The sequence below is a fragment of the Leucobacter sp. 7(1) genome (assembly GCF_900163635.1).
In the GTDB taxonomy this organism is placed as follows: Bacteria; Actinomycetota; Actinomycetes; order Actinomycetales; family Microbacteriaceae; genus Leucobacter.
Map to the genome: position 1 here is coordinate 25,762 of NZ_FUID01000096.1, position 20,555 is coordinate 46,316.

Consider the following 20,555-nt stretch of genomic DNA (forward strand, 5'->3'; position numbering starts at 1 on the left):
CACAACTCACCCTTCGAGGTTGACCCGACGGTGGTCCGGCGAGGAGTGTTCGATAGTTGGACCGTGTGGGCTGGTGTTTTCAGGTATCGGAATCCGGTCAGATTCGCCCTGCTCGGGCGCAGTTTCCGCCGGGAAACGGTTGTGTTTCGATCGTGTTACGGGCGCACGAGACCTGCGGCACGCGGGCGGCATACTCGCATGATCTACGGCGCTAGTGGGGTGTTGGCCGAACGCCCCGCAGGAACTGCGTGTATTTGGTCAAAACGCCGAATAAACGAGTGTTAGATTCGAAGTCCCCGAACAGTAGAGGACTTCGATGAGCGCACGCACCCCCTCAGAACACCCCGCTGCGGTCGGACTCTACGATCCCGCGGATGAGCGCGACGCCTGTGGCCTTGCAGCGGTCGTGACGCTCACGGGGACCCCGGATCACGAGATCGTGGCACTCGCGCTGCGAGCGCTTGAACACCTCGAACACCGCGGCGCGGTGGGTTCCGACGCGGGCACGGGCGATGGGGCGGGGATCCTATGCGACATCCCCGATGCGTTGATCAGGTCGGAACTCGCAGCGCAGGATCCGACACTCCGACTCCCCGCAGCCGGGGCCTATGCTGCGGGGCTCGCCTTCCTCCCGACGCAGTCAACCGAACGCCGCGCGGTGCAGTTCCGGATCGCCGCCCTCGCCGCCGAGGAGGGCCTCGCGGTGCTGAGCTGGCGTCCCGTTGCCGTGCGGCCCGAGGTGCTGGGGGAGAGCGCACGGGCCGCGGCCCCCACAATCTCGCAGCTCATCGTGACCTCCGGCCCCGCCGCCCCGCTGTCCTCGGACGAGCTTGAGCGACGCGCATTCCGCCTGCGGAAACGTGTGCAGCATGAAACCGGCACGTACCTGCCCTCGCTCTCATCACGCACGATCGTCTACAAGGGAATGGTCACGACCCTGCAGCTTGCCAGGTTCTACCCGGAGCTGGGTGATTCGCGCCTCGTGTCCCGCTTCGCGATCGTGCACTCGCGGTACTCCACGAACACCTTCCCGTCGTGGCATCTCGCGCAGCCGTTGCGCCTCGTGGCACACAACGGGGAGATCAACACCGTCCGCGGCAACCGGAACTGGATGCGCGCGCGAGAGTCGCAGCTGGCTTCGGAACGGCTGGGCGACGTGCGGCAATTGCTGCCCATCTGCACGGCGGGCGGCAGCGACTCGGCGAGCTTTGACGAGGTTCTCGAGCTGCTTGTGATGGCGGGACGTTCGTTGCCCCACGCCCTCGCGATGATGGTGCCCGAGGCCTGGGAGTCCGAGACCGGGCTCAGCGCCGAGCTCACCGACTTCCTTGAATACCACTCGCTGCTCATGGAGCCGTGGGACGGCCCCGCGGCGATGATCGCGACGGACGGGGCCGAGCTCGTTGCGCTGCTGGATCGCAACGGCTTGCGTCCCGGGCGCACGCTCACCACAACCGACGGTCTACTTGTGATCGCCAGCGAGGCCGGGGTGCTCGACATCGAACCCGAGCGCGTCGCTCACCGGGGGCGGCTGCGACCCGGCCGTATGCTCGCGGTTGACCTTGCGACCGGGCAGGTTCGTGAGGATACCGAGGTGAAGCAGGAACTCGCCACGAGCGCGCCGTGGGGGCAGTGGCTGGAGGAGGGCCGGATCAGGCTCGCCGAGCAGCCCGAACGTGAGCATCTTGTGCATCCGCCCGCCTCGATCAACCGCCGCCAGCGCACCTTCGGATTTACCGAGGAGGAGCTGCGCCTCGTGCTGACCCCGATGGCCCGTGACGGCGTGGAGCCGCTCGCCGCTATGGGGACCGATACCCCGATCGCAGCGCTCTCGGATCGCCCACGCCATGTACACGACTACTTTGTGCAGCAGTTTGCGCAGGTCACAAACCCGCCGCTTGACGCGCTCCGGGAGGAGCTCGTCACGAGTCTGCGCGCCGGCATGGGGCCGCAGGAGAACCTCCTCACGCAGTCCGCCGCGCACGCCCGGCAGGTGATCCTCGACTTCCCGGTCATCAATAATGACGCCCTGGCGCGCATCCAACACTTCGGAGATGATCCGCTCCGCGAGCGGGCGGTCACGCTGCGCGGCCTGTACCCCGTGGAACGGGGTGCCGCGGGCCTCGCCGAGCGGCTCGAGGCGATGTGCGCGGAGGCTGATGCCGCGATCCTGGCCGGTGCCGAGTTTCTCATCATCTCGGACCGCGATTCCACCCGCGCGCTCGCCCCGGTACCGTCACTGCTTGCGGTCTCGGCGGTGCATCACCACCTGATCCGGGAGGGGACGCGCATGCGCGTCGCACTGATCGCGGAATCCGGCGACGTGCGCGAGGTGCACCACGTTGCGACACTGATCGGGTATGGGGCGGCCGCTGTGAACCCATACTTGGCAATGGAGACCGTCGAACTCCTCGTGCGGGACGGCTCGATCACAGGCGTGGACGAGCCGCGCGCGGTGGCGAACCTGATTACGGCGCTCGGCAAGGGCATGCTGAAGGTGATGAGCAAGATGGGGATCTCGACAGTCGCCTCCTACTGCGGCGCGCAGACCTTTGAAGCGATCGGCTTGGGTCAGCCGCTGGTCGACCGCTACTTCACGGGCACGGCCTCCCGGCTCGGGGGCGTCGGTCTCGATGTGCTCGCGGCTGAGATCGCCGCCAGGCACCGCGCCGCTTACCCGGACGACTCCGCGCCGCTCGCGCACGCCCGCCTCGACACGGGTGGCGAGTACCGATGGCGGCGGGGCGAAGAGCCGCACCTGTTCGACCCGCAGACAGTGTTCACGCTGCAACACGCGACGCGCTCCGGCCGGCGCGACGTCTTCGCCGACTACACGGCACGCGTGAACGAACAGGAGCAGCGCCTGATGACGCTGCGCGGCCTCTTCCGGTTCGCCCCGCAGCGGCCGGCGGTGCCGCTCGCCGAGGTCGAGCCAGTTGACTCGATCGTGCGGAGATTCGCCACCGGTGCGATGAGCTACGGGTCGATCTCGCCTGAGGCACACGAAACACTCGCAATCGCCATGAACCAGCTCGGTGGGCGGTCCAACACGGGCGAGGGTGGTGAGAGCGAGGATCGTCTCGACGATCCCGCGCGCCGCAGCGCGATCAAGCAGGTCGCTTCCGGTCGCTTCGGGGTGACGAGCCACTACCTCACGAGCGCAGACGAGATTCAAATCAAGCTCGCGCAGGGGGCCAAGCCCGGCGAGGGTGGGCAGCTGCCACCCGGCAAAATGTACCCGTGGATCGCGCGCACCCGTCACGCAACGCCCGGGGTTGGCTTGATCTCGCCGCCGCCGCACCACGACATCTACTCGATCGAGGATCTGAAACAGCTCATCTTCGATCTGAAGCGCGCTAACCCGGCCGCTCGGATCTCCACGAAGCTTGTCGCTCAGAGCGGGATCGGGCCGGTCGCGGCCGGCGTCGCGAAGGCCCTGTCTGACGTGATTCTCGTCTCCGGCCATGATGGTGGCACCGGTGCGAGCCCGATGAACTCCCTGAAGCACGCGGGAAGTCCGTGGGAGCTTGGCCTCGCCGAGGCCCAGCAGACGCTCATGCTGAACGGGTTGCGCGAGCGGGTCGTATTGCAAGCCGACGGGCAACTCAAGACCGGTCGTGACGTCGTGATCGCGGCGCTGCTGGGAGCTGAAGAGTTTGGCTTCGCCACCGCGCCGCTGGTGGTCTCTGGGTGCATCATGATGCGGGTGTGTCACCTGGACACCTGTCCCGTAGGGGTGGCGACGCAGAATCCGGAGCTGCGGGAGCGTTTTACCGGGCAGGCTGCCCACATCGTGAACTTTTTCACCTTCATCGCGGAGGAAGTGCGCGAGATCCTTGCGGAGCTCGGCTACCGCACGCTCGCCGAGGCCGTCGGCGACACGGCCTCCCTCGATGTGAGCGACGCAGTTGAGCATTGGAAGGCATCCGGTTTGGACCTGACGCCGATCCTGCGCGGCCCCGAGTTCGGCTCAGACGAGCCGCGTCGCCACGGTACGGCGCAGGATCACGAGCTCGAGTCGCACTTCGACGTACCCGTCATCGCGCTCGCGGAGGACGCGCTCACCGCCCGCCGCCCCGTGGTGTTCGACCTGCCGGTGCGCAACGTCGACCGCGCCGTGGGCACGCTGCTTGGGCATGAGGTCACCCGCCGCTTCGGTGCGGCAGGACTTGCGCCCGAAACAATCGACCTCACCCTGCAAGGCTCGGCTGGGCAATCCCTCGGGGCGTTCCTGCCCTCCGGGATTACCCTGCGACTGCTGGGGGAAGCGAACGACTACGTCGGCAAGGGACTCTCCGGCGGCGAAATCACGATCCGTCCCCACCCGCAGGCCGCGCACTCGGCAGCCGGCAACGTCATTGCGGGAAACGTCATCGGCTACGGCGCCACCAGCGGTTCCCTCTGGATTGCGGGTGTTGTGGGGGAGCGATTCCTCGTGCGGGGCTCCGGGGCCACCGCCGTAGTGGAAGGCACTGGCGACCACGCACTCGAATACTTCACGGGAGGTTTCGCGCTGATCCTCGGCCCCACGGGACGCAACATCGGTGCGGGCATGTCCGGCGGAGAAGCTGTGATCCTCGACCTTGATCCCGCGGACGTCAACGCTGCGGAGCTCGCGTCGGGCGCGCTCCAGCTGCAGGGGCTAGGCGGGGGCCGGGATGCCGCGACCCCGCACGGCACGGCCATGATCCCCGATGCGGAGATGGCGGCCCTGCGCTCCCGGATCCGCGAACTGCTTGAGCGGCACGTTGAGCAAACGGGCTCCGAGCTCGCCACGGGTCTGTTGACTGAGCTCGCGACCGACCCCGAACGCGGTTACGCCCGCTTCACCCGACTGATCCCGCGCGGCTACGCTCGGGTGCTCACAATCCGGGCACGCGCGCACGCCGCTGGGGCCGACCCCGACGGGGCACCCGTGTGGAACGAAATTCTGGAGGCAACGCATGGCTGATCCGCGCGGATTCTTGACGGTGCGCGAGCGCGAGCTCACACCGAAACGGCCAGTCGCACTGCGGCTTATGGACTGGCGCGAGGTCGTCGACCCTGCCGACCCGACTCTGGTGGCACGGCAAGCGTCACGCTGCATGGACTGTGGGGTAGCGTTCTGCCACCAGGGCTGCCCGCTCGGCAACCTCATTCCCGAGTGGAACGACCTCGTGCATCGTGGCCGGGGCCGGGAGGCCGTTGAACGCCTACACGAGACGAACAACTTCCCAGAGTTCACGGGGCGGGCCTGCCCGGCTCCCTGCGAATCGGCCTGCGTGCTCGGGATCTCCGAACCCGCGGTCACCATCAAGCAGGTGGAAAACTCAATCATCGATACTGCCTTCGCCGAGGGCTGGGTTGTGCCGCGCCCGCCTGAGCGGCTGACAGGAAAGACCGTCGCGGTTGTCGGCTCGGGGCCGGCGGGGCTCGCCGCCGCACAGCAGCTGACACGCGCGGGTCACACCGTCGCGGTGTACGAGCGGGATGAGGCCCCGGGTGGATTGCTGCGGTTCGGTATCCCGGATTTCAAACTTGAAAAGTCGCTCGTGGAGCGCCGGATCGAGCAGCTGAAGGCTGAGGGGACCCGGTTCCGCTGCGGCGTGGAGATCGGCGTCGACATGAGCTGGGCGGAACTCCGCCGACGCTTTGACGCCGTGATCGTGGCCACCGGTGCGACCGTGCCGCGCGCGCTCGGGGTGCCCGGTGAAGAACTTGACGGAGTGCTCCCCGCGATGCACTTCCTCACCGCGGCGAACCGAGAACAACAGGGAGGAGCCGATGCGGCCGTCCCCGCAGCACTCTCCGCGGCCGGGAAACACGTCATCGTGATCGGCGGCGGCGATACCGGGGCCGACTGCGTGGGCACCGCCCACCGTCAGGGCGCCCGCTCGGTGACGAGCCTCGCGATCGGCGCTCAGCCCCCGGAGGCACGCCCATCCGGCCAACCCTGGCCTGTGCACCCCACACTGTTCGAGGTGTCAAGTTCACACGAGGAGGGCGGGGAACGGCGCTACCTCGCCGCGACCGTGGAGTGCGTGGGGGAGCAGGGCCGGGTCACCGGGCTCAGCGTTGCCGAAACCGGCTTCACCGAGCAGGGGCGGGCCCCGATCCCCGGCACCGAGGTGCTCTTTGAGGCTGACCTCGTGCTCGTTGCGCTCGGCTTCAGCGGGCCGGAACCCGTCGCCGATCCCGCGCTTTCGCTCCCCGCTGGCCCGCGCGGCGCGCTGCTGCGCGGAGACGACTACGCGACCGAAATCCCCGGCGTGTTTGTCGCTGGCGACGCCGGCCGCGGCCAGTCCCTCATCGTCTGGGCGATCGCCGAGGGACGGTCCGCTGCGGCCGCCGCGGACCGCTTTCTGACCGGTGCTACGGTGCTCCCAAGCCCTGTTGGCGCACAGGAACGGGCCTTTGCCGTATCGAATTCACGGGAATAGGGTGGGCCCAGGCACGGTTGCCTGAAGCGAGCGCCGCGAACCACGCGACGCAGTCGGATGAAGGGATACACCCCATGACTCGAGTGACAATTATCGGCGGCAGCGGCTACGCGGGATCGCACATTGCGGAGGCAGCGGCCGTCCGCGGCTTCACGGTGACGAGCGTGACGCGCGGGGAAGTCGCACAGCAGATCGCCGGGGTCACTTACACTCGCGGCTCGATCCTCGACCCGGCGGATCGTGCGCGCTGGATCGCTGGATCCGACGTGATCATTGTCGCGATCTCGCCGCGCGGCGACATGGCTGGCGAGACGCGTCGTGCGATCGCAGAACTCGCAGCCGAAGTCGCTGCGGCATCAGGTGTGCGCCTGGGCGTGGTGGGTGGTGCCGGATCGTTGCTCCAGGCACCGGGCGGCCCGCGCGTCATGGACGGTCCCGAATTCCCGGCGGAGATCCAGACGGAAGCCGCCGTGATGGGCGACGTACTTGAGGACCTGCGCGCCACCCCCGAACAGCTCGATTGGTTCTACGTCAGCCCGGCTGGCGGCTTCGGCCCCTGGGCAGCGGGAGAGTACACCGGCGAGTACCGTCTGGGCGGCGATGTGCTCCTCACCGACGCCGAGGGCAACTCGAACATCTCGGGCGCCGACTTCGGCGTGGCCGTGGTCGACGAGATCGAGACGCCGGAGCACCGCCGCCAGCGTTTCACCCTCGCGTACTAGACGCGGAAGGTCTCGGCCCGGGTCATGGTGATGCGCACCGTGACCCGGGCCGAGCTGTGCCGAGAAGTCTTCGTCACGTACAGTGGTACTCGGCTCCGTCCTGAGTCCGAAGCGGGTACGCAATGAAGAAGTACGTTGTCGGTCTGTTCCATCGAATTGCGTCGAGGGCGGGGTTCGGCGTCTTCGTCAGTGTTGCACTGACAGGCGGGCTGCTCGTCGCGGTTCCGCCGCCCTCCGGGGAAGCTGTGGGAGGTGAATCGACTTCTCCAAGCTTCGAACCCGTCAAGCCAACGGATGAGTCAGCGGACCCTAGGCCCTTGCTTCATGGAGACCTATCAAGCGAATCAGCGTCGGGCGCTGCCGGATCAGAATCGGGTGCACCCGAAGCCGCCTTGCCTGAGGAAGACGAGGACGATTACGAGGATCCGGTCTTTGTCTCTGAACTGTGGAGCTCAGCAACACGGGCGTATCCCGGGGAGACCGTGGAACTCAGCGGGGAATGTTCCATCGGCGGTATAGCTACGCCAACGGTAAACCTCACGTTCTACCATCTAGAAGACGGGTTAGCCTTCGATTATCTATTCCGCATACCGGTAGTGGCATCGGAATCCGGTATCTTCCGCATTGACGCGCGGATACCTGACGACGCATTGTCGGTCGAGTATTATCTCAGTCTCATGTGCAGGGTGCTTGATTCGATCACTGGCACGGACTCGATCGAGTTCACCGTGCTGGGCAACAACAAGCCGCCGACACCAATAAAGCCCGTAAAACCCGTAAAGCCCGAGAAACCTGATCCCCCAATCCACACGGAGAATCCTCCAGCTGGCTCCACAGAATCAGCGCGTCCCGCGGAACTCGCGCGCACCGGAGTGGGTGATCGTTCGGCAGTTGTGGGTCTCGCCGCGCTCGGGCTTGCTGCCTCGGCGTTCTGCTTCGTTCTCGCTCGGCGCTCTGTGAGCGGAACCGGGGGATCACGCCCCCTACGCTAGAGGGATGGACCTCGAACTGATCCGTCATCTCCGCGATGATCTCCGTGCCGCAGACTACCGTTCGGCCGCCGTCCGCGACCTCCTCGGTGCGGACGCGGACGCGGCGCGGCGGCGGGGTGTGTGTGTCCCCGCTGCGCGCGCCCTCGCGGACCGGGAGGCGTCGCCGCTCGCCACGCTCACCCGCGTGTTCTTGCTGGGGGAGGCGGTGCCCGCGGCGAAGCTCGACGCGGCGCTGCCGACACTCGGGGCGCAGGGTGCCCGGGAGCTCGAACTCGTGGCGGACACCCCTGCCGGGCTCAGCGCTGCGCTGTCGCTGAACCCGGAAACCGTGAGCGATGCGCGGGCGGATGCACCGCAGGAGTGGTGGATCCTCTCCGACCTCGACGATCAGCTGCGCCGCGGCCCCGCACGCCCCGATCACGTCATGGGTGTGGGCGGGGCCACCCGCTCGCTCATCGCGCAGGCGCCGGTCAGCGATGTCGCGCTGAGTCTCGATCTGGGGACCGGATGCGGCATCGTTGCTCTGCACCTCGCGCTGCGCGGCGGCCGCGTTATCGCGACCGACATCTCCGAGCGCGCCCTCCGGCTTGCCGCAGCGAATGCGGTGCTGAACGGCATGCACCACGCAATCGAGTTCCGGCTGGGCAGCCTCCTTGAACCTGTCGCCGGGGAGCACTTCGATCTGATCCTCTCCAACCCGCCGTTCGTGATCACCCCGCGCACGGGTGACGGGCCGGTCTATGAGTACCGCGACGGCGGACTTGTCGGCGACGCACTTGCGGCCGCAGTGGTGAGTCAGGCACCCGCTGCGCTCGCTCCCGGCGGGAGTCTGCTGTGCCTTGCGAACTGGGAGACCCCGTGGGGCGGAAACGGGTTGCAGCGAGTGGGCGAGTGGCTTGCGGCCTCGGGGCTGCCGGTGACGGCCTGGGTCATCGAGCGCGACCGGGTGAGTCCGACACAGTATGCGGAGACCTGGGCGCGGGACGGCGGCGCCCGGCCCGGCAGTGCGGAATTTGACACGTTGCTCGATGCCTGGCTCGGTGATTTTGCGGCGCGCAGGATCGTTGCGATCGGGCTCGGATCGATCCGGATCCGGCGCGAACTCGGGACTGCGCCGGATCACGCACCCGAGTCTGTGGTCCACGTTGAGCAGGCTACTGGGGCCTGGAGCGAGGATGCACTCGGCACGGACCTCGAGCGTGCTTTCGCGGCAGGGGCTGTGGCCGCACGGCTCAGCGATGCCGAGGTCCTCGCGCACCATTGGCTCGTGAGTGACACGGTCACCGAGGAGCGCCTGCACGATCCCGGATCGGACGCGCCGCGCGCGATCACCCTCGTCACGGATCGGCCGATCGCGCGTCGAGTCATGGCCGATCCTCTGCTCGCTGCCGCGGTCGGCGCGAGCGACGGTGATCTCACCCTGGGCCAGATCGCGGACGCGCTCGCGCAGCTCCTGGAAGTGGAACCGGATGCGGCTCGCGCCGCCGTGATCGCGGGTGCTCGGGAGCTCGCCTGGCTCGGGATGCTCCGGCCCGCGCTACCCGATCAGGTCGACGATCCCGCGAATCAGTGAGGCGCCGGCCCCGGCGAACGCGAGCAAGATCACGAAGCGTCTGACCTGGGTGGGCGTCACCACGCGCAGCAGCCGCTCGCCCAGCACGATGCCCCCGATCACGGACACGAACACGAGCACCCAGAACCACAAGTCCATGTGCGGCAGCGCCACGGGATCGAGCAGCAGCTTGGTCACGACGGAGACGCCGCCAGTGAGGATGAAGTACGGCTGCAGTGTCGCGGCAAAAGTGGTCTGGTTCCAGCGGGTCAGCACGGCGTAGGCGCTGACCGCAGGTCCGCCGACACCCGCGAGCGAGTTCGTGAGACCGGAGAGGAAGCCGGCCACGCCGCGAGGTGCGCGCAGATCCGTGGAGAACCGGTTTCCCGAGAGGGTGAGTGACGCGCCGAGTGCGACGATCACGATCACCCCGACCGCGACGGCCATGACCGCCGGGGAGAACTGCAGCGCGAGCCACGAGCCCAACACCGCACCGACAATCGCGAACGCCCCGAGCCAGCGGAACATTGACCAGTCGACAGCCCGCCACACCCGGGGCAGGATCAGCACGCTGGAGATCACGCCGAGCACATTGACGAGCAGTACACCGGAGTGCGCCCCGAGCAGCAGCGTCATAAATGGGGCAACGAGCAGCGCGAAACCGAGGCCCGCCATTCGTTGGGCCGCCGAGCCGATGACCACAAGCCCGATGATGAGTGCTGCGGTTGCGACAGTCATGTCGGGCCCTCCGCATTCCACTCCCGACGCGTCCGTGTGCCGCGCATATGCCGCCTTCCGTTGTGACTCACCCATCCTTGCAGACTCCGGACGCGGGGGAGCCACGGCCGCATCGGTAGACTGGACTCCGTGATGCAAACGATTGACCTCCGAGGGCGCGAGCTCTCCCGCAGCGATCTCCTGCAACTGGTGCCGCGTGCGGCCCTGAGCGCCGACGTCGCCGTCGAGCGTGTTCGCCCGCTTGTCGCCGCGGTTGCCGAGCGCGGTGTCGCGGCGCTCCGCGAGCAGGCCCGAGACTTCGACGGTGTCGAGGGGCACGTGCTCCGGGTGCCTGCCGCTGCGATTTCGGCGTCGCTCGAGGCCTGCCCACCCGAGGTGTCCGAAGCACTCACCGAACTCATCGCCAGGCTGCGTCTCGGCTCCGCCGCACAGGTGCCGGCCCCGCAGGAGACACGCATCGGTGATGGTGCCGTGATCCGGCAACGCTGGCAGCCGGTCTCGCGGGTGGGGCTCTACGCCCCGGGCGGCAAAGCCGCGTACCCATCTTCGGTGATCATGAACGCCGTTTCGGCGCAGACCGCGGGCGTGCCGAGCCTGGCACTTGCGTCCCCGGCGCAGCGCGATCACGAGGGACTGCCCCACCCGGCCGTCCTGTGGGCGGCAGCGCTCTGCGGGATCGAAGAGGTGTACGCGATTGGCGGGGCCGGCGCAATTGCCGCCTTCGCCCACGGTGCTCCCGAGATCGGGCTCGAACCCGTTGACGTGGTCACCGGACCCGGGAACGTGTTCGTCGCCGCAGCGAAGCGCGTGGTGAGCGGCCTCGTCGGCATCGACTCAGAGGCCGGCACAACCGAGATCCTTGTCATCGCGGACGACTCGGCCGACCCCCGTTTCGTAGCCGCCGACCTGATCAGCCAGGCCGAACACGATGAGGCCGCCGCATCGGTGCTCGTGACCGATTCCGCCGAGTTCGCCGCGCGCGTGCAGGCTGAGATCTCGGATCGTGCACCCCGCACCGCCCACGCCGACCGTGTGGCAACCGCGCTCGCCGGGCCGCAGTCCGCGGTGATCCTCGTGGATACGCTCGCCGAAGCCGTGCGCGTCAGTAACGCCTACGGCCCCGAGCACCTGGAAATCCAGACGCGTGACGACGAGGGCGTGCTCGCTGGCATCACCGACGCAGGCGCGATTTTCGTGGGCGGCTTTACCCCGGTGAGCCTCGGCGACTACCTGGCCGGATCGAACCACGTCCTCCCCACCGGCGGTACCGCGCGCTTCGCGTCCGGGTTGGGTGCCCACACGTTCCTGCGGCCGCAGCAGATCGTGAGCTACGACCGGGCCGCGCTCGCCAAGGCTGAGGCACCGTTGCTCGCGCTTGCCGGTGCGGAGGGACTCCCCGCGCACGGCGAGGCCGTCAGTACCCGTTTTGAGGAAGAGACCGCGTAATGCACTGCCCATTCTGCCGCCACCCCGATTCCCGGGTCATCGACTCGCGCACCGCCGACGATGGCCTGTCGATCCGCCGCCGTCGCCAGTGCCCCGAGTGCGGACGTCGCTTCACCACGACGGAAACCGCGAGCCTCACCGTGATCAAGCGCTCCGGCGTTGTCGAGCCGTTCAGCCGCTCAAAAGTCATGAGTGGTGTGCGCAAAGCCTGCCAGGGGCGCCCGGTCACCGAGGCGGATCTCGCGGTTCTTGCTCAGCAGGTTGAGGAGTCGGTGCGATCGAGCGGCATCGCCCAGTTCGACGCCAATGAGATCGGGCTTGCGATCCTGCCCCACCTGCGCGATCTTGACGAGGTCGCCTACCTGCGCTTTGCGAGCGTGTATCAGGCATTCGAATCGCTCGCGGACTTCGACGCCGCGATCTCCGAACTCCGCGCGCATCCACCCGTCGCCGCCGATCCCGCAGACCATACGACCGGGTCACCGGCCGCGACCCAGGAGTAGCCATGCGCCTCTATCCCTTGCTCTTCTCGACAGTGCTGCGTCACATGGATCCCGAACCCGCGCACCACCTCGCGTTCAAAGTTATCCAGGCGACACCGTTCCTGGGTGGACTGGTGCGTCGCTTCTGTCGGCCGGCACCACAGCTGCGCGTGCGAACCCTCGGCCTGGAGTTCCCGAGCCCGTTTGGCCTCGCCGCGGGCTTCGACAAGAACGCGATCGGGATTGCCGGCCTCGGCGAGATCGGCTTCGGTCACGTCGAGGTCGGTACTCTGACCCGTCACGCGCAGGACGGCAACCCGCAGCCGCGCATGTTCCGCCTCGTGGGAGATCGCGCACTGATCAATCGCATGGGGTTCAACAACGGGGGATCGGCCGGTGCCGTGCCGCGCATCGAGCGCGCCCGGCTGCGCCGAAACCGCCCCGTCATCGGCGTCAACATCGGCAAGAGCCGAATCACCGAGGTTGAAGACGCGCAGCAGGATTACGTGTGGAGCACCGAGCGTCTTGCCCCGATCGCGGACTACCTCGCGGTCAACGTGAGTTCACCCAACACGCCAGGCCTTCGGGGTCTCCAGGAGCTCGAACTGCTGGAGCCGCTGTTGGCTGCGGTGCGTGACGCCGCGGATGGTACTCCGCTGCTCGTGAAGATCGCGCCCGACATGGAGAACGAGCAGATCGATGGCATCGTTGCGCTCGCGCTGCGGCTGGGTCTTGACGGAATCATTGCGACAAACACGACGATTTCGCGCGAGGGGCTGCTCGAGTCGGAGCGGGAGATCGAGCGGATGGGGGCCGGCGGGCTCTCCGGGGGGCCGCTGAAGCATCGTTCGCTTGCGGTGCTACGCCGGATCCGCGAGACCGCGCCGGATCCCGACTTCTGTGTGATTTCCGTCGGCGGCGTGACAACTGCGGCCGACGTGCACGACCGCCTGTTGGCGGGCGCGACCCTCGTGCAGGGCTTTACAGCGTTTATCTACGAAGGGCCGCTGTGGGCGCGCGCGATCAACCGCGGGCTTGCCCGGATTGGGTACCGGGGCAACGCTGCCGCCTAGTGCCACGCCCGAAACGAGAACGGCCCCGATTCGATCAGATCGAATCGGGGCCGTTCTTGGTGTGTGGCGGGGGAGTCCTACTCGGGACGCTGCCCTCGCTTGACCTGGGGCTTCGGCATCCGTAGCGGACGGAACTGGAACGCGCGCATCGCCGCGTACCAGCGGAAGCCGGGCTGTACCCGATCCTCACCAAACTTTTCACCCAGGATGCGCTTGAGTCGCATTCCGAGGAACACCGCGTCGAGCACCGCAAGTGCGACGAAGGCCCAGATCACGACGAGGCTGATGACCTGCACGATCCCGGGAATGAAGGTCATCACGAGGACAACAAGCATCATGGGGATCAGCATCTCGCCGATGTTCCAGCGCGCGTCAACGTAATCACGCACAAAGCGGCGCTGGGGGCCACGGTCACGCACGGTGAGGTAGCGCTCATCGCCCTCCATCATTCCGAGACGCGCACGCTCGCGCGCGTCGGCCTGCTGGCGGCGCTGCTCTTTCTGGAGCGTCTTATCCTTTGACCCCACGATGGGTCGCGCGTTGGCGGCCTGGGCCTGCTTGCGCGACGGCGTCGGCCGACCCTTGCCGGCCTGAGCTGCGGCAGCGTCCTGCTCGTTTGTGCCCGCCGCGTCTGCAGCGTCCTTCTTTGACACGCCTGTCCTCTCGATCTGGTGCGCACTGTTGCGCCCGGTCCCTGACCCACACGCGTGGGCTCACTGTGCCCCAGAATACCGTGTTGCTTCGAGGGTTTGCTGCCCACGCCGCGGCGGTAGACTAGAAGCATCTCTATTTACTGCGCGAGCGAGGAGAAGTCATGAGTACTGAGACGATCGCGGCCGACGCCGCGGCGACAGGTGTGGAGCCGGCGCACGGGGTTGCCCTGAGCGATGCGGCACAGGACAAGGTGCGGAGCCTGCTGACCCAGGAGGGACGTGACGATCTGCGCCTGCGGATCGCCGTGCAGCCCGGTGGTTGCTCCGGACTGATTTACCAGTTGTTCTTTGATGAGCGTGAGCTTGACAACGACTCAGTTGTGGACTTCACGGGAGTGCAGGTTGTTGTCGATCAGATGAGTATCCCGTACCTGAACGGGGCCACGATTGACTTCGAGGACACGATTCAGAAGCAGGGCTTCACTATCGATAACCCCAATGCGCAGGGCAGCTGCGCCTGCGGCGACAGCTTCGGGTAAGCGAATTGCGCGCCGATATTCCGCGACACCCTGCGTTGGTTCGGGGAACGCCTCGGTTCGCGCTAAGCTAACAGGGAGTAATCAGCTTCGCCTGCATTCCGGGCGGCACGAAACATTTCGAAAGGTATGCGGTGCGTTCCAATCGTCGAATGAAATGGGTTGCGGCCCCGGTAGCGCTCTCGGCAGCGTTGCTCTTGGCAGGCTGCACCCCGGAGCAGCAGCGAGGCTTCTTGCCCGCAGGCTCTGAGGGAGCTACTAACCACACGGACGGCATCACCGGGCTGTGGGTGACCTCGTGGACCGTGCTGCTCGCCGTCGGCGTGCTCACCTGGGCCCTGATCATCTGGGCCACGATCGCCTACCGTCGCCGCAAGGGCCAGACCGGTCTTCCGGTCCAGCTGCGGTACAACATGCCGATCGAGACCTTCTTCACGGTCGTTCCGGTGATTCTGGTCCTCGGCTTCTTTGCGTTCACCGCGCAGGAGCAGAGCAAGATCGAGTCGCGCTACGAGAACCCCGAGAACGTTGTCGAGGTCATCGGCAAGCGTTGGGCGTGGGACTTCAACTACACGAACGAAGACGTGTTCTTCTCGGGCGTGCAGGTGCAGACCGACACCGAGGGTGAGCCGACGGAAGAGACCATGCCGGTTCTCTACCTCCCCGTCGATAAGACCACCGAGATCCGTCTCGAAACCCGTGACGTCATTCACTCCTTCTGGGTTGTGGAGTTCCTGTACAAGAAGGACATGATTCCGGGCCAGACCAACTACATGAGCTTCACGCCGACAAAGACCGGCACCTTCATGGGTAAGTGTGCAGAGCTCTGTGGCGAGTACCACTCGATGATGCTCTTCGAAGTCAAGGTCGTCGAGCAGGACGAGTACGACGCATACATTAAGTCGCTGCGCGAAGCCGGCAACACCGGCGAGGCCGGAATTGACCTGAACCCGAACCAGGATCGCTTCTACGGCGACCAGGCCAAGGCTCAGAACGAGTAATGAGGGATATCAAGAACATGAAGAAGGGCAACGTCATTGTCTCGTGGCTGACGTCCACGGACCACAAGGTGATCGGATACATGTATCTGATCAGCTCCTTCGTGTGGTTCCTCATCGGTGGCCTCATGGCCCTCGTGATCCGCGCGCAGCTGTTCGCTCCCGGCCTTGAGGTCGTCGCGACAAAGGAACAGTACAACCAGCTGTTCACCATGCACGGCACCATCATGCTGCTGATGTTCGCAACTCCGCTGTTCGCGGGCTTCGCAAACGTCATCATGCCGCTCCAGATCGGCGCTCCCGATGTCGCGTTCCCGCGACTGAACGGCTTCGCCTTCTGGCTCTACACCTTTGGCTCGCTGATCGCGGTCGGTGGCTTCCTCACTCCGCAGGGTGCCGCATCGTTCGGCTGGTTTGCGTACGCGCCCCTGTCAGACATGACGTACTCGCCGGGCGTGGGTGGCAACCTCTGGGTGCTGGGACTTGGCATCGCTGGCTTCGGCACGATCATGGGCGGCGTGAACTTCATCACGACGATCATCACGATGCGCGCTCCCGGCATGACAATGTGGCGTATGTCCATCTTCACCTGGAACACGCTCGTCACCTCGATCCTCGTGCTCCTCGTCTTCCCGGTTCTCGCAGCGGCGTTCTTCGCGCTGGCGGCTGACCGTATCTTCGGCGCGCAGATCTACAGCGGCGAGGGTGGAGCAATTCTCTGGCAGCACCTGTTCTGGTTCTTCGGTCACCCAGAGGTCTACATCATCGCGCTGCCGTTCTTCGGTATCGTTTCTGAGATCTTCCCCGTGTTCAGCCGCAAGCCGATCTTCGGTTACAAGACGCTGATCTACGCGACCATCGCGATCGCTGCACTGTCGATGACTGTGTGGGCACACCACATGTACGTCACCGGCTCCGTGCTGCTGCCGTTCTTCTCGCTGATGACCATGCTGATCGCAGTTCCGACCGGTGTGAAGATCTTCAACTGGCTTGGCACGATGTGGCGCGGCTCGATCACCTTCGAGACCCCCATGCTGTGGTCGCTCGGCTTCCTCGTCACCTTCGTGTTCGGTGGTCTCACCGGCGTGATCCTGGCATCGCCTCCGCTCGACTTCCACATCTCGGACACCTACTTCGTCGTGGCGCACTTCCACTACGTCGTCTTCGGCACCGTGGTCTTCGCAATGTTCGCCGGCTTCTACTTCTGGTGGCCGAAGTGGACGGGCAAGATGCTCGACGAGCGTCTAGGCAAGATTCACTTCTGGGTCCTGTTCATCGGCTTCCACATGACCTTCCTCGTGCAGCACTGGCTGGGTGTCATGGCGATGCCTCGCCGGTACTACACCTACCTGCCCTCGGATGGCATCACGTGGGGTAACCAGCTCTCCACGATCGGTGCCATGATCCTCGGTGCGTCGATGATCCCGTTCCTCCTGAACGTGTACATCACCTCGCGTCGCGGGACCAAGGTCACGGTCAACGATCCGTGGGGCTACGGCCGCTCGCTCGAGTGGGCAACTTCTTGCCCGCCGCCGCGCCACAACTTCACCTCGATTCCGCGCATCCGCTCCGAGTCTCCCGCCTTCGACCTCAACCACCCCGAGGTCAGTGGTGTGGAGCAGCCGGCACCGGCTCCCGCGCTCTCCGAGCAGAAGTGATCTGAGGAGGACTCACTATGAAATCCAACATTGTCATCTTCTGGATCCTGACCGCCTACATGGTGTTGCTCGCATCGGTGTACACCGTGTGGAACCTCATCGAGCACGGTTACGTCGAGTGGGCCGGATCGACAACGATCTTGCTCTCTGGCGGGCTGACTGCCTTCATCGCTGTGTATCTGATGCTCGTGCAGAAGAAGCAGGGCGGGGTTCTGACCGAGGATCTGCTGGACTCGGACATCGACGACGGGGATCCCGAGCTCGGCGAGTTCAGCCCCTGGAGCTGGTGGCCGCTGTTCCTGGCATTCGCGATCTCCCTCGTGATCCTGGGTATGTGCATCGGATTCAACTTCTGGTTCTCCTTCCTGACGGTGCCGCTGGTGCTTGTCGGGGTCGTGGGCTGGGTCTACGAGTACTACCGTGGCAACTTCGCCCGCTAAGTCGGCGACCGAGTCACGCATCGTGATTCGCCGCGCGCAGAGCGAGGACGGTCGTGCCGTCCTCGCTCTCGCCCGGCAGTTCACGACGGGGCGCGAGACGATCGGGAGCGACGAGTTCCTTGTCGCCTACGACAACGTTCTGCGTCACCGCGACCAGGAAACGAACGTGTTGTTCGTCGCCGAGTCCGGTGACAAGGTCGTAGGCTACTCGCTTCTTACCGTGTCCCGCCTGCTGCATGCCCCCGGGCTCACCGCCCACCTCCAGGAGATCGTTGTTGACGAAGCCTCCCGCGGACAGGGGATCGGTGACCGCCTGATGCAGGCGAACGAACACTACTGCATGGGTCGCGGGGTGAGACAGCTGTCCACCGCCACCGCGCGCATCGGATCGTTCTACAACCACCGCGGCTTTGAGCCGGTGGGTGAGCACTACCGTAAGATTCTTGACCTGGGTTAACCAGATGCCGGAGCCCCGCTCTCGCCGGCGGCCCGGTGAGAATCGTGAACACCTGATTGAGGCCGGACTCCACGAGTTCGGCCTCTCGGGGTATCACGGCACCTCGACCGCGCGCATTGCAGCCCGCGCCGGAGTGCCGCAGCCGCACGTGTATGCGAACTTCCGCACCAAACACGAACTCTTCCTCGCGTGTGTGTCCGAGAGTGTGGCTCGGGTCCGCCTCGCGCAGCGTCTGCCCGGAGATGCGCTGCTCGTGTTCCAGGCTTTGGCGGCGATGCCGGATCCCGCACTTGGAGAGTCCCTGCGGACGCTTCTGACGCCACTGCGTGAGTATCTCGGTGCTGAGGGGTTTGCCGACCTCCTGGAGAGCGCCGCCACTCGGCTACTCAGCCTGTAGGGTGCGACTCGGTCAATAGGGCCAATTTGCACTCAGCTGACTGCGGCTTCACCTCTCAGTCGGTATTTGTTCGGCTAGTCTAACTTTATGACCCGGCAACCCGAAGTCTCGGCCCCCCGCACCGCTGGTCCGAGCAGTATCCGACCTGCGCGCCGCGCCAGCGGGGTGGGGCTGCTCGGACCTGCCTTTGTTGCCGCGATTGCGTACGTCGACCCCGGGAACGTCGCGGCGAACCTCACCGCGGGTGCCGAGTACGGGTATCTACTGCTCTGGGTGCTTGTCGTCGCCAACGTCATGGCGATGCTTGTGCAGTACCTGTCGGCAAAGGTGGGGCTCGTGACCGGGCAGAGCCTGCCGGAGTTGCTGGGTGGCCGCATGAGAACATGGCCGCGCCGACTCTACTGGCTGCAGGCCGAGCTTGTTGCCGCGGCCACGGACGTCGCCGAGGTGATCGGGGGAGCGCTCGCCCTGTATCTCCTCTTTGGGGTCCCACTGCCGCTGGGAGGCCTCATCGTGGGGCTTGTGTCCATGCTGCTGCTCACGATCCAGTCCAGGCGCGGGCAGCGCTCCTTCGAGTTTGTGGTGATTGGCCTGCTCGCGATCATCACGATCGGCTTCCTCGCCGGCCTACTCTTCAGCCCGCTCGATGGGCAGGGCATGCTCGAGGGTCTGGTGCCCCGCTTCCAGGGCACGCAGACCGTGCTGCTCGCTGCAAGTATGCTCGGGGCCACCGTGATGCCGCACGCGGTATACCTGCACTCGGCGCTCGCCCGGGACCGACACGGTGCCGCGCACACGCCGAGCGGGCTCAGGCGGTTGCTCACGGTCACTCGCTGGGACGTTGGGCTGTCCTTGATTGTCGCCGGTGGCGTCAATATCGCAATGCTGCTGCTTGCCGCTGCGAGCCTCCGCGGCGTAGAGGGCACCGACACGATCGAGGGTGCCCACGCGGCCATTACCGACGCTCTCGGCCCCACGATTGGCGTGGTCTTCGCCCTCGGCCTACTCGCCTCGGGACTCGCTTCCACCTCAGTCGGGTGCTACGCGGGCGCCACGATCATGTCGGGACTCCTGAAGGTCAGGATTCCTATGGTCGCTCGCCGGGCCATCACGCTGATCCCCGCGCTGATCATCCTCGCGATGGGCGTGGATCCCACGTGGGCACTAGTCATGAGCCAGGTGCTGCTCTCCCTCGGGCTCCCGTTCGCGCTCATTCCGCTCGCACGCCTCACCGAGAATAAGACGCTCATGGGGGTATTCCGCAACGGCACCGTCCTGCGCGTGATCACCTGGGTCGTGATTCTCCTCATCGTGGTTCTCAACCTGCTCCTCATCTGGCTCATCGCGACCGGCCAGGCGTAGCGCTTCCACGCCAAGGCTTGGCCGTGTGAACCTTGAGGCGATTGAGTGGGATCTCACTACCTGGAGGCAGGGGTCCGCTACAGCAGCCCGCCTCCCAGCTACGTCCCGTGCCCTTTGCGCGCTCACGCGCCATCCCAGCCACTGTGTTCTACAGAACGGCTGTGCTCTTCAGAACGGCTGTGTTCTTCAGAACGGCTGTGTTCTTCAGAACGGCTGTGTTCTTCAGAACGGCTGTGCTCTTCAGAACGGCTGTGTTCCGTTGATTCTCAATGAGCCTCAGCCCTGTTGAGGGCCGCCCGATCGCTGCTCCCACGCCCGCCGCCTCACTGGGAAATCCGACCGGATAGAGCATCCCAGGTGATTCAGTCGTCCGAACGTAGCGGTCTTCTCGGGAATGAGTGGTGCTGGCGAAGATTCGGCTCATTCTGGAGAAACCCCGCGCGCTTCGGCGCCGAGGACCGGGCGCCCCTCAGTGGCGTGGGGGGAGAGCCCGGCGTGGTACGGGTCCAGGACTGGCGCCGGATCACGGTTGGTGCGGGTTCACGGTTGGTGCGCGGCGGGTAGAGGGCGCTAGATGTACCCGGCCAGGACGTTGGTAGCGGCGAGCCTGGTTGAAATCACGAGAACCTC

General features: G+C 66.0%; 17 protein-coding genes. 15 read left to right on the forward strand and 2 right to left on the reverse strand.

Annotated features, from left to right (window positions below; genetic code table 11):
* Nucleotides 1-316: 316 nt before the first annotated feature.
* From gltB to FM113_RS16745, 5 genes are all read left to right on the forward strand, one after another.
* On the forward strand, nt 317-4,951 hold the full coding sequence (gene gltB, locus FM113_RS16725; RefSeq protein WP_087015966.1) for a glutamate synthase large subunit: 4,635 nt from the start codon (nt 317-319) through the stop codon (nt 4,949-4,951).
* Entirely contained in the window at nt 4,944-6,419 is a 1,476-nt protein-coding gene (locus tag FM113_RS16730; RefSeq protein WP_087015967.1) for a glutamate synthase subunit beta, read from the forward strand. The genes gltB and FM113_RS16730 overlap by 8 nt, the downstream gene beginning before the upstream one ends.
* Before the next feature lie 74 nt (nt 6,420-6,493).
* A complete protein-coding gene (locus tag FM113_RS16735) occupies nt 6,494-7,141 on the forward strand; it encodes an NAD(P)-dependent oxidoreductase (protein ID WP_087015968.1) in 648 nt (215 codons plus the stop codon).
* Between the two features lie 122 nt (nt 7,142-7,263).
* Complete coding sequence (locus FM113_RS18020) at nt 7,264-8,133, forward strand: hypothetical protein (protein WP_140393401.1); 870 nt, start codon at nt 7,264-7,266, stop codon at nt 8,131-8,133.
* 4 nt (nt 8,134-8,137) lie between these two features.
* Entirely contained in the window at nt 8,138-9,706 is a 1,569-nt protein-coding gene (locus FM113_RS16745; RefSeq protein WP_087015970.1) for a methyltransferase, read from the forward strand.
* On the opposite strand, the gene FM113_RS16750 is transcribed toward FM113_RS16745, so the two are convergent.
* A complete protein-coding gene (locus FM113_RS16750; protein WP_087015971.1) occupies nt 9,671-10,423 on the reverse strand; it encodes a sulfite exporter TauE/SafE family protein in 753 nt (250 codons plus the stop codon). The genes FM113_RS16745 and FM113_RS16750 overlap by 36 nt on opposite strands.
* A 132-nt stretch (nt 10,424-10,555) precedes the next feature.
* Here FM113_RS16750 and hisD point away from each other — a divergent pair, with 132 nt between their 5' ends.
* The 3 genes from hisD to FM113_RS16765 are packed head-to-tail and all read left to right on the forward strand — an operon-like array spanning nt 10,556 to nt 13,424.
* Nucleotides 10,556-11,869 (forward strand): histidinol dehydrogenase, encoded by a 1,314-nt coding sequence (gene hisD / locus FM113_RS16755; protein WP_087015972.1) that lies wholly within the window; start codon nt 10,556-10,558, stop codon nt 11,867-11,869.
* Nucleotides 11,869-12,372 (forward strand): transcriptional regulator NrdR, encoded by a 504-nt coding sequence (nrdR, locus tag FM113_RS16760; protein WP_087015973.1) that lies wholly within the window; start codon nt 11,869-11,871, stop codon nt 12,370-12,372. The genes hisD and nrdR overlap by 1 nt, the downstream gene beginning before the upstream one ends.
* 2 nt (nt 12,373-12,374) lie before the next feature.
* The gene (locus FM113_RS16765; RefSeq protein WP_087015974.1) at nt 12,375-13,424 is read left to right on the forward strand and encodes a quinone-dependent dihydroorotate dehydrogenase; all 1,050 of its coding nucleotides are present in this window, start codon (nt 12,375-12,377) and stop codon (nt 13,422-13,424) included.
* Nucleotides 13,425-13,501: 77 nt separating this feature from the next.
* On the opposite strand, the gene FM113_RS16770 is transcribed toward FM113_RS16765, so the two are convergent.
* Nucleotides 13,502-14,077, reverse strand: a complete 576-nt coding sequence (locus FM113_RS16770) for a DUF3043 domain-containing protein (protein WP_087015975.1) — start codon at nt 14,075-14,077, stop codon at nt 13,502-13,504.
* Nucleotides 14,078-14,238: 161 nt separating this feature from the next.
* Here FM113_RS16770 and FM113_RS16775 point away from each other — a divergent pair, with 161 nt between their 5' ends.
* The 7 genes from FM113_RS16775 to FM113_RS16805 all read left to right on the forward strand — a co-directional run bounded on the left by FM113_RS16775 (nt 14,239) and on the right by FM113_RS16805 (nt 19,925).
* Nucleotides 14,239-14,616 (forward strand): iron-sulfur cluster assembly accessory protein, encoded by a 378-nt coding sequence (locus FM113_RS16775; protein ID WP_087015976.1) that lies wholly within the window; start codon nt 14,239-14,241, stop codon nt 14,614-14,616.
* A 149-nt stretch (nt 14,617-14,765) separates the two neighbouring features.
* The gene (coxB, locus tag FM113_RS16780; protein WP_087015977.1) at nt 14,766-15,614 is read left to right on the forward strand and encodes a cytochrome c oxidase subunit II; all 849 of its coding nucleotides are present in this window, start codon (nt 14,766-14,768) and stop codon (nt 15,612-15,614) included.
* Nucleotides 15,615-15,631: 17 nt separating this feature from the next.
* Entirely contained in the window at nt 15,632-17,269 is a 1,638-nt protein-coding gene (ctaD, locus tag FM113_RS16785; protein WP_254909066.1) for a cytochrome c oxidase subunit I, read from the forward strand.
* A gap of 17 nt (nt 17,270-17,286) precedes the next feature.
* Nucleotides 17,287-17,709 (forward strand): cytochrome c oxidase subunit 4, encoded by a 423-nt coding sequence (locus tag FM113_RS16790; protein WP_087015979.1) that lies wholly within the window; start codon nt 17,287-17,289, stop codon nt 17,707-17,709.
* Complete coding sequence (locus FM113_RS16795) at nt 17,690-18,166, forward strand: GNAT family N-acetyltransferase (protein ID WP_254909065.1); 477 nt, start codon at nt 17,690-17,692, stop codon at nt 18,164-18,166. Before FM113_RS16790 ends, FM113_RS16795 begins: the two co-directional genes overlap by 20 nt.
* The gene (locus FM113_RS16800) at nt 18,153-18,563 is read left to right on the forward strand and encodes a TetR/AcrR family transcriptional regulator (protein WP_140393402.1); all 411 of its coding nucleotides are present in this window, start codon (nt 18,153-18,155) and stop codon (nt 18,561-18,563) included. Before FM113_RS16795 ends, FM113_RS16800 begins: the two co-directional genes overlap by 14 nt.
* 87 nt (nt 18,564-18,650) lie before the next feature.
* Complete coding sequence (locus FM113_RS16805; RefSeq protein ID WP_087015981.1) at nt 18,651-19,925, forward strand: Nramp family divalent metal transporter; 1,275 nt, start codon at nt 18,651-18,653, stop codon at nt 19,923-19,925.
* Nucleotides 19,926-20,555: the final 630 nt, after the last annotated feature.